Raw genomic sequence first — 7181 nt, forward strand, 5'->3', positions numbered from 1 at the left:
TATAAGAAGAGATATAAATGGAGAAAATATTTGATTAGTCCTAAAATTTCTATTATTATTCCTTCTTTTAATTCGTTTCAATATATCAAAGAATGTCTTGATAGTATTATTTTTCAAAGTTTGAAAGAGATTGAAATTTTATGCGTAGATGCATATTCAACAGATGGAACGATAGATATTTTAAAATCTTATAAACAACAAGATAGTAGAATTAGAATTATTTTTTCAAAAAAAAAGAGTCTGGGTTATCAAATTAATCTAGGATTAAAAGAAGCTAAAGGGGAATATTTTACAATAGTTGAAAGTGATGATTATATAAGATTAGATATGTGTGAAAAACTTTATACTTTAGCTTGTTATCATAATTGTCAAGTTATTAAATCTGATTTTATTGGTTTTAAAGATAAGGAAAAACAAAGAATTTTCGAAAATCTTCCTATATGTTATGATCAAACTTTATATGATAAAAAAATTAATTCGTATTTAAATCCAAACATTATTAAAGATTCTTGGAATATGAATCAATCTAGTCTTTATAAAATGGATTTTATAAAAAAATATGATATAAGAGCAAATGAAACATCAGGGGCTTCTTATCAAGATATAGGATTATGGTTTCAAATTTTAAGTTTGGCTTCAAGTATTTATTTCTATAAAGAAGGGTTTTATTTTTATAGACAAGATAATGAAAATGCTTCGGTTAAGAGTAAAGATAAAATATATTGCGTCTGTGATGAGTTTGATTTTTTGGATAAGTTTCTTGATAAAAATTTAGAGCTTAAAAATAGATTGCAAGATGTTTTTTATTATTTTAAATTTAAAATATATTCATGGAATTTAAAGCGTATTGATGATAAGTATAAGTTAGAATTTTTATATAAATTTTCACAAGATTTTTCACTTATTTATGATAAGTTAAATAAAACAGTGTTTAAAGTTAGTGAAATATCTGAAATTTCTTGCATTGTTCAAGATCCTAGTAAATACTATAAAAAATATAATAGTGTTTTTTATAGTATAAAAAAAAGATTTTTTAGAATAAAAAGAAAATATTTTAGGTAAAAGATGAATAAAACAGTAGGTGTAGTTATCCCAATCTATAATGTAGAAAAATACTTAAAAGAATGTTTAGATAGTGTTATTAATCAAACTTATAAAAATTTACAAGTTATACTTGTAAATGATGGTAGTACAGATAAAAACTCATTTAATATAGCTAAAGAATACACTTTAAAAGATGAAAGATTAATACTTTTTGATAAAAAAAATGGTGGTCATAGTTCTGCTAAAAATGTTGGCATAGAATATTTTAGCGGAGAATATACATTTAAAAACAAAACTCAAATTTTAGAAAAAAATTCTTTAATAGAATTTAATATAGAAGGTGATAATCCTTATGAAATTTATAGGGTATATAAAAGTTGCAAAGCTTTTAAAACTACTAAAGATTTGACTAATTTTATTTACCCTAGTATAGACTATATTATCTTTTTAGATTCTGATGATTATTGGGAGCTTGATTGTATAGAAAAATGTGTTTCTAGAATGAATGGGATTAATGTTCTTTGGTTTGATTATAAGTTTTTAAATAAAAATAAAGCGACTCAAATGGAAATTTATAATTACACAGAAGAACAAATCATTACTCCTTTGCAATGGTTAAAAAGGACTAGGGAAATAGGTAATTATTTATTTTGGTATGCTTGGCAAGGAATGATTGACTTTACTTTTTTGCAAAAAATAAATATTAAATTTATCAATCAGATCATCCATGAGGATCATCATTTTGGTATAGCACTTTTTTCTATGGCTAGTAGTATTTATATATATCCTAAAAAAAAATATATATATCGAGTCAGAAAAACTAGTATAAGCAATCAAAAACAATACAATATAGATTCTAGCTCTTATTTATATTCTTTATATTTAGAGTTTGATAAAAATACTTATGAATTAAAAAGATATCAAATGTCTATAAATTGGATTTTAACTTCTTTAGAGTTAATAAAAATTTTAAAATATAACTTAAATAGTGAAATATCAACTCTTGTTGAACAAATTTTTTTGCCTACTTTACTTGATAAAACTTTAATTATTTTTTTTATAAACAAAGATCCTTTATTGCTCAAAAATAAACTAAAAGAGTTAAAAAATTATTTTATGAAATTTCATTTAAGCAAGGCAGAATGTCTTAAATACCAATTGCCTTATCGTTTAGGATATTTTGTTTTAATGAATTATAAAAATTTAGCAGGTTTAGCAAAAATTATTTTTAATATTAAAAAAATAAAATTAAAAATTAAAAATGAAGAGAAATTATTTGAAAAAACGATAAAAGATTTTCCTTTTATCGTTTTTTCTCTTGATGAAGATTTAGAAAGTAAAAAAATCAAAAAACATTATTCTTATCGTTTAGGAAAATTTTTAGAATATATTGTAATTTAATCTAATTTAAACTATAATAAAAATTTTTTAATACAAATCAAAAGGTATATATTGAAAACTATCTTAATTACTGGTGGAACAGGATTTTTGGGTTCAAATTTATGTAAAAGATTGCTTATTGAAAATAATAAAATTATCTGCGTAGATAATAACTATACAGGAAAAATAGAAAATATTAAAGAACTTTTAAAAAATGAAAATTTTATTTTTATAGAACATGATATTTGTGAGCCATTAAAAATCACTCAAAAACTTGATCAAATTTATAATTTTGCCTGCCCAGCTTCTCCACCTGCCTATCAAGGAAAACACGCTATAAAAACAACTAAAACAAGTGTGTATGGTGCTATAAATATGCTTGAACTTGCAAAAGAACATAATGCAACAATTTTACAAGCATCTACTTCGGAAGTTTATGGAGATCCGCTAATACATCCACAGAATGAAGAATATAGAGGTAATGTAAATCCTATAGGAATTCGTGCTTGCTATGATGAAGGAAAAAGGTGTGCTGAAAGTTTATTTTTTGATTATCATAGACATGAAAATGTAGATATTAAAGTTATAAGAATTTTTAATACCTATGGCGTAAATATGGATCCAAACGATGGAAGAGTAGTGAGTAATTTTATTTGTCAAGCTTTAAGCGGAAAAGATATTACTATTTATGGAGATGGTTCGCAAACACGTTCATTTTGTTATGTGGATGATTTAATTGATGTTATTATTAAAGTAATGAATTCTTCAAAAGATTTTCAAGGTCCTATAAATATAGGAAATCCTGGTGAATTTACTATTAAAGAATTAGCACAAAAAATTATAGAAAAAACAGGTTCTAAATCAAGGATTATTTATAAAGATTTACCTTTAGATGATCCAACTCAAAGAAAACCTGATATTTCTTTAGCTAAAGCTAGATTTAACTGGGAACCAAAGATAAATTTAGATGAAGGTTTAGAAAAAACCATAAGATATTTTAAAGAAAAGATTACAGAATTTAAAGGATAAGCAAGATATGAAAATAGGGATTATAGGAACAGGTTATGTAGGGCTTCCAACAGGTGTTGGTTTAGCAGAACTTGGTAATAATGTCATTTGCATAGATAGAGAAAAATCAAAAATAGATGCTTTAAATGATGGAAAATTAACAATTTTTGAAGATAATCTCGAAGAGCTTTTTCATAAAAATATAAAAGAAAAACGTTTAAGATTTACAACTTCTATGCAAGAAGGTATTAAAGATGCAGATTTGGTAATTATAGCTGTAGGAACTCCACCACACCCAGTTACAAAAGAAGCTGATATGAAATACATTCACGCAGCTGCAACAGAATTAGCAGATTATTTAACAAAATATACAGTAATTGCTACAAAATCTACCGTTCCAGTTGGTACAGGTGATGATATAGAGAGTTTAATCCGTAAAAAAAATCCAAATGTAGAATTTGATGTTGTATCTTTGCCTGAATTTTTAAGAGAGGGTTTTGCTGTATATGATTTTTTTAATCCTGATAGGATTGTAGTAGGAACCAATTCACAAAAAGCAAAAAAAGTTATAAAAAAACTTTATGAGCCTTTTAAAGGAAAAAATGAATTACTCTTTGTAAGTCGTCGCTCATCAGAAACTATAAAATATGCTTCAAATGCATTTTTGGCTATAAAAATTCATTATATTAATGAAATGGCAAATTTTTGTGAAAAAACAGGAGCTGATATCTTAGAAGTAGCTAAAGGTATAGGGCTTGATACTAGAATAGGAAATCGTTTTTTAAATCCAGGTCCAGGATATGGAGGTTCTTGCTTTCCAAAAGATACTTTAGCTATGGCTTTTATGGGAAAACAAAATGATATAGATTTAACTTTAATAAATGCAGCTATTAAAGGCAATGAAAAACGTAAAAATCAAATGAGTGAAAGAATTTTAAATAGTGTTAAAGATATTAAAAATCCAAAAATAGCTATACTTGGCCTTGCTTTTAAAGATGGAACAGATGATTGTAGAGAAAGTCCTGCTGTAGATATTGTTTTTAAACTTTTAGAAAAAAATGTTCAAATTTGTGCTTATGATCCAAAAGCAATGGAATTGGCTAAGCAAATTCTAGGAGATAAAATTAATTATGCTAATTCTATGTACGAAGTTATCAAAGATGCTGATGTGATAGCTATACTAACAGAATGGAAAGAATTTGCAAATCTTGATTTGAAAAAAGCTTATGATTTATTAAAACATAAAAAAATTGTTGATTTAAGAAATTTAATCAATAAAGATGAAGCTATAAAATTGGGCTTTGAATACCAAGGTGTTGGAAGATGAAAAATATTTTAGTTGTAGGCGGTGCAGGTTATATAGGATCGCATACTTTAAAGCATTTATTAGATCATAATTATAATTGTGTTGTTATAGATAATCTTATTTATGGTCATAAACAAGCTGTAGATAAAAGAGCGAAATTTATTCACGCTGATTTATTAGATAATTTTTCTTTATCTAGTGTTTTTAAACAACAAAAAATAGATGCAATAGTCCATTTTGCAGCTTTTGCTTATGTGGGTGAAAGTGTTTTAAATCCTGCAAAATATTATCAAAATAATGTTATAGGAACTATAAATCTTTTAAATATTATGCTTGAAAATAATATTAAAGATATAGTTTTTTCAAGTACTTGTGCAACTTATGGAGAACCTAAATATACCCCAATTGATGAAAAACATCCTCAAAACCCTATTAATGCTTATGGAAGAACTAAGCTTATGATAGAGCAAGTTTTTGCTGATTATGAAAAAGCATATGGTTTAAGGCATATTTCTTTAAGATATTTTAATGCCGCAGGTGCAAGTAAGGATGGACTTATTGGTGAAAGCCATGAGCCTGAAACCCATTTAATTCCTTTGGTTTTAAAAGCTATAAAAGGAGAAATTCCAGCTATAAATATTTTTGGCAATGATTATGATACTAAAGATGGCACTTGTATAAGAGATTATATTCACGTAGAAGATTTAGCCCTTGCTCATCGTTTAGCTTTAGAAAATTTGCATAAATTTAGTGGTTGTATTAATCTTGGAACAGGTATAGAAACAAGCGTAAAAGAAGTGATTAGTGCAGCTGAAATTGTAAGTAATAAAAAATGCCCTATAAACTATGCACCAAGGAGAATCGGCGATCCTGCAAGATTATACGCTGATAATAAAAGAGCAAAAGAAATTTTATCTTGGGAAGCAAGATATACTGATATTAAAGATATTATTAAAAGTGCTTGGGAATGGGAAAATAATAGAAAGTATTAAGATGAAAAAAGTTAAAAATTTAATTGTAGGTTGTGGGCTTAGCGGAGCTATTTTGGCAGAACGTTTAGCTAGTAAAGGACAAGAAGTTTTAATCATAGACAAAAGAGAACATATTGGCGGAAATGTTTATGATTATAAAGATAAAGATACAAATATAACTATACATAAATATGGACCTCATGTATTTCATACTAGTATAAAAGAAGTATGGGATTATTTAAGTCGTTTCACAAAATGGCATTATTTTATGTATAGAGTAAAGGCTTTTATAGATGGTAAAGAAGTTAATATTCCTTTTAATCTTGATACCTTATATAAAGTTTTTCCAGAATATTTAGCTAAAGAACTTGAACAAAAATTAGTAAGCAAATTTACTTTCAATTCTAAAATTCCTATTTTAGAATTGAAAAATACAAACGATAAAGATTTAGAATTTTTGGCTTTATATATTTATAAAAAGGTTTTTTTAGGCTATACGGTAAAACAATGGGGTGTAAAACCTGAAGAGCTTGATTTTTCAGTAAGTGCAAGAGTTCCTGTGTATATAAGTCGCGATGATAGATATTTTTTAGATACTTATCAGGCTATACCAAAAGATGGTTACACTAAGATGATTGAAAATATCATTAATCATCCTTTAATAAAGATAAAATTAAATACTGATTTTAAAGATATAAAAAAAGATATAGAATACGAAAGATTATTTTATACTGGTGCAATTGATGAATTTTTTGATTATAAATTTGGAAAATTACCTTATAGAAGTTTAAATATAGTATTTGAAACTTTTGATAAAAAATATATGCAATCAGGTCCACAAATAAATTATCCTGAAAATTATGATTTTACAAGAAGTGTTGAGTATAAATATTATCTTGATGAAAAGTCTAACAAAACCATACTTTCTTATGAATTTCCTTGTGAGTATGAAGAAGAAAAAAATGAAAGATATTATCCTATACCTAATAATGAAAATCAAAAATTATATAAAAGATATTTAGAAGAAGGTACTAAACTTACAAATGTGTATTTTTTAGGTAGGCTTGGGGATTATAAATACTATGATATGGATAAAGCTGTTGAGAGGGTATTGAAATTTGAATTGAAAGATATATAATGATTGATAAAATAAAAGATATTTATTTTGAATGTTTAGATCCGTTGTTTGATAATAAAGTCGGCATAGTTTTTAGTGTGGATAAAAATTATATAAATTATTTGTGTGTAACATTGGAATCATTGAAAAGAAATTCACTATCAAGCAATGCTTATGATATAATAGTATTATTTAATGATGATTTAGAAGAATATAAAAAAAACATTATTATTTCGTATTATTCTAATTCTAATTTTAATATTCGTTTTTTAAATATTGCTAATATTATTTCTCGATTAGAACATAGTATATTTTATACAACTCAGTTTTTTCCAATCTCTGTATATTATAGGTT

The 7181-nt window shown here is 25.5% G+C and carries 7 protein-coding genes; all 7 read left to right on the forward strand.

The window, feature by feature from the left end; genetic code table 11:
• Window positions 1-30: 30 nt before the first annotated feature.
• A complete protein-coding gene (locus tag JG676_RS07480; protein ID WP_200217829.1) occupies window positions 31-1062 on the forward strand; it encodes a glycosyltransferase family 2 protein in 1032 nt (343 codons plus the stop codon).
• Window positions 1063-1065: 3 nt separating this feature from the next.
• The gene (locus JG676_RS07485; protein WP_200217830.1) at window positions 1066-2445 is read left to right on the forward strand and encodes a glycosyltransferase family 2 protein; all 1380 of its coding nucleotides are present in this window, start codon (window positions 1066-1068) and stop codon (window positions 2443-2445) included.
• Between the two features lie 51 nt (window positions 2446-2496).
• Entirely contained in the window at window positions 2497-3453 is a 957-nt protein-coding gene (locus JG676_RS07490; RefSeq protein WP_200217831.1) for a UDP-glucuronic acid decarboxylase family protein, read from the forward strand.
• 7 nt (window positions 3454-3460) lie between these two features.
• Window positions 3461-4759, forward strand: a complete 1299-nt coding sequence (locus tag JG676_RS07495) for a UDP-glucose/GDP-mannose dehydrogenase family protein (protein WP_200217832.1) — start codon at window positions 3461-3463, stop codon at window positions 4757-4759.
• Window positions 4756-5730, forward strand: coding sequence for a UDP-glucose 4-epimerase GalE (gene galE, locus JG676_RS07500; protein ID WP_200217833.1), 975 nt, complete (start codon window positions 4756-4758; stop codon window positions 5728-5730). The genes JG676_RS07495 and galE overlap by 4 nt, the downstream gene beginning before the upstream one ends.
• Before the next feature lies 1 nt (window position 5731).
• Window positions 5732-6847, forward strand: a complete 1116-nt coding sequence (gene glf / locus JG676_RS07505; RefSeq protein WP_200217834.1) for a UDP-galactopyranose mutase — start codon at window positions 5732-5734, stop codon at window positions 6845-6847.
• Window positions 6847-7181, forward strand: a 335-nt coding sequence (locus JG676_RS07510) for a hypothetical protein (protein ID WP_200217835.1), incomplete at its 3' end; no start/stop codon positions are given. The genes glf and JG676_RS07510, both read left to right, overlap by 1 nt.

It is taken from the genome of Campylobacter sp. 2018MI34, assembly GCF_016598975.1.
In the GTDB taxonomy this organism is placed as follows: domain Bacteria; phylum Campylobacterota; class Campylobacteria; order Campylobacterales; family Campylobacteraceae; genus Campylobacter_D.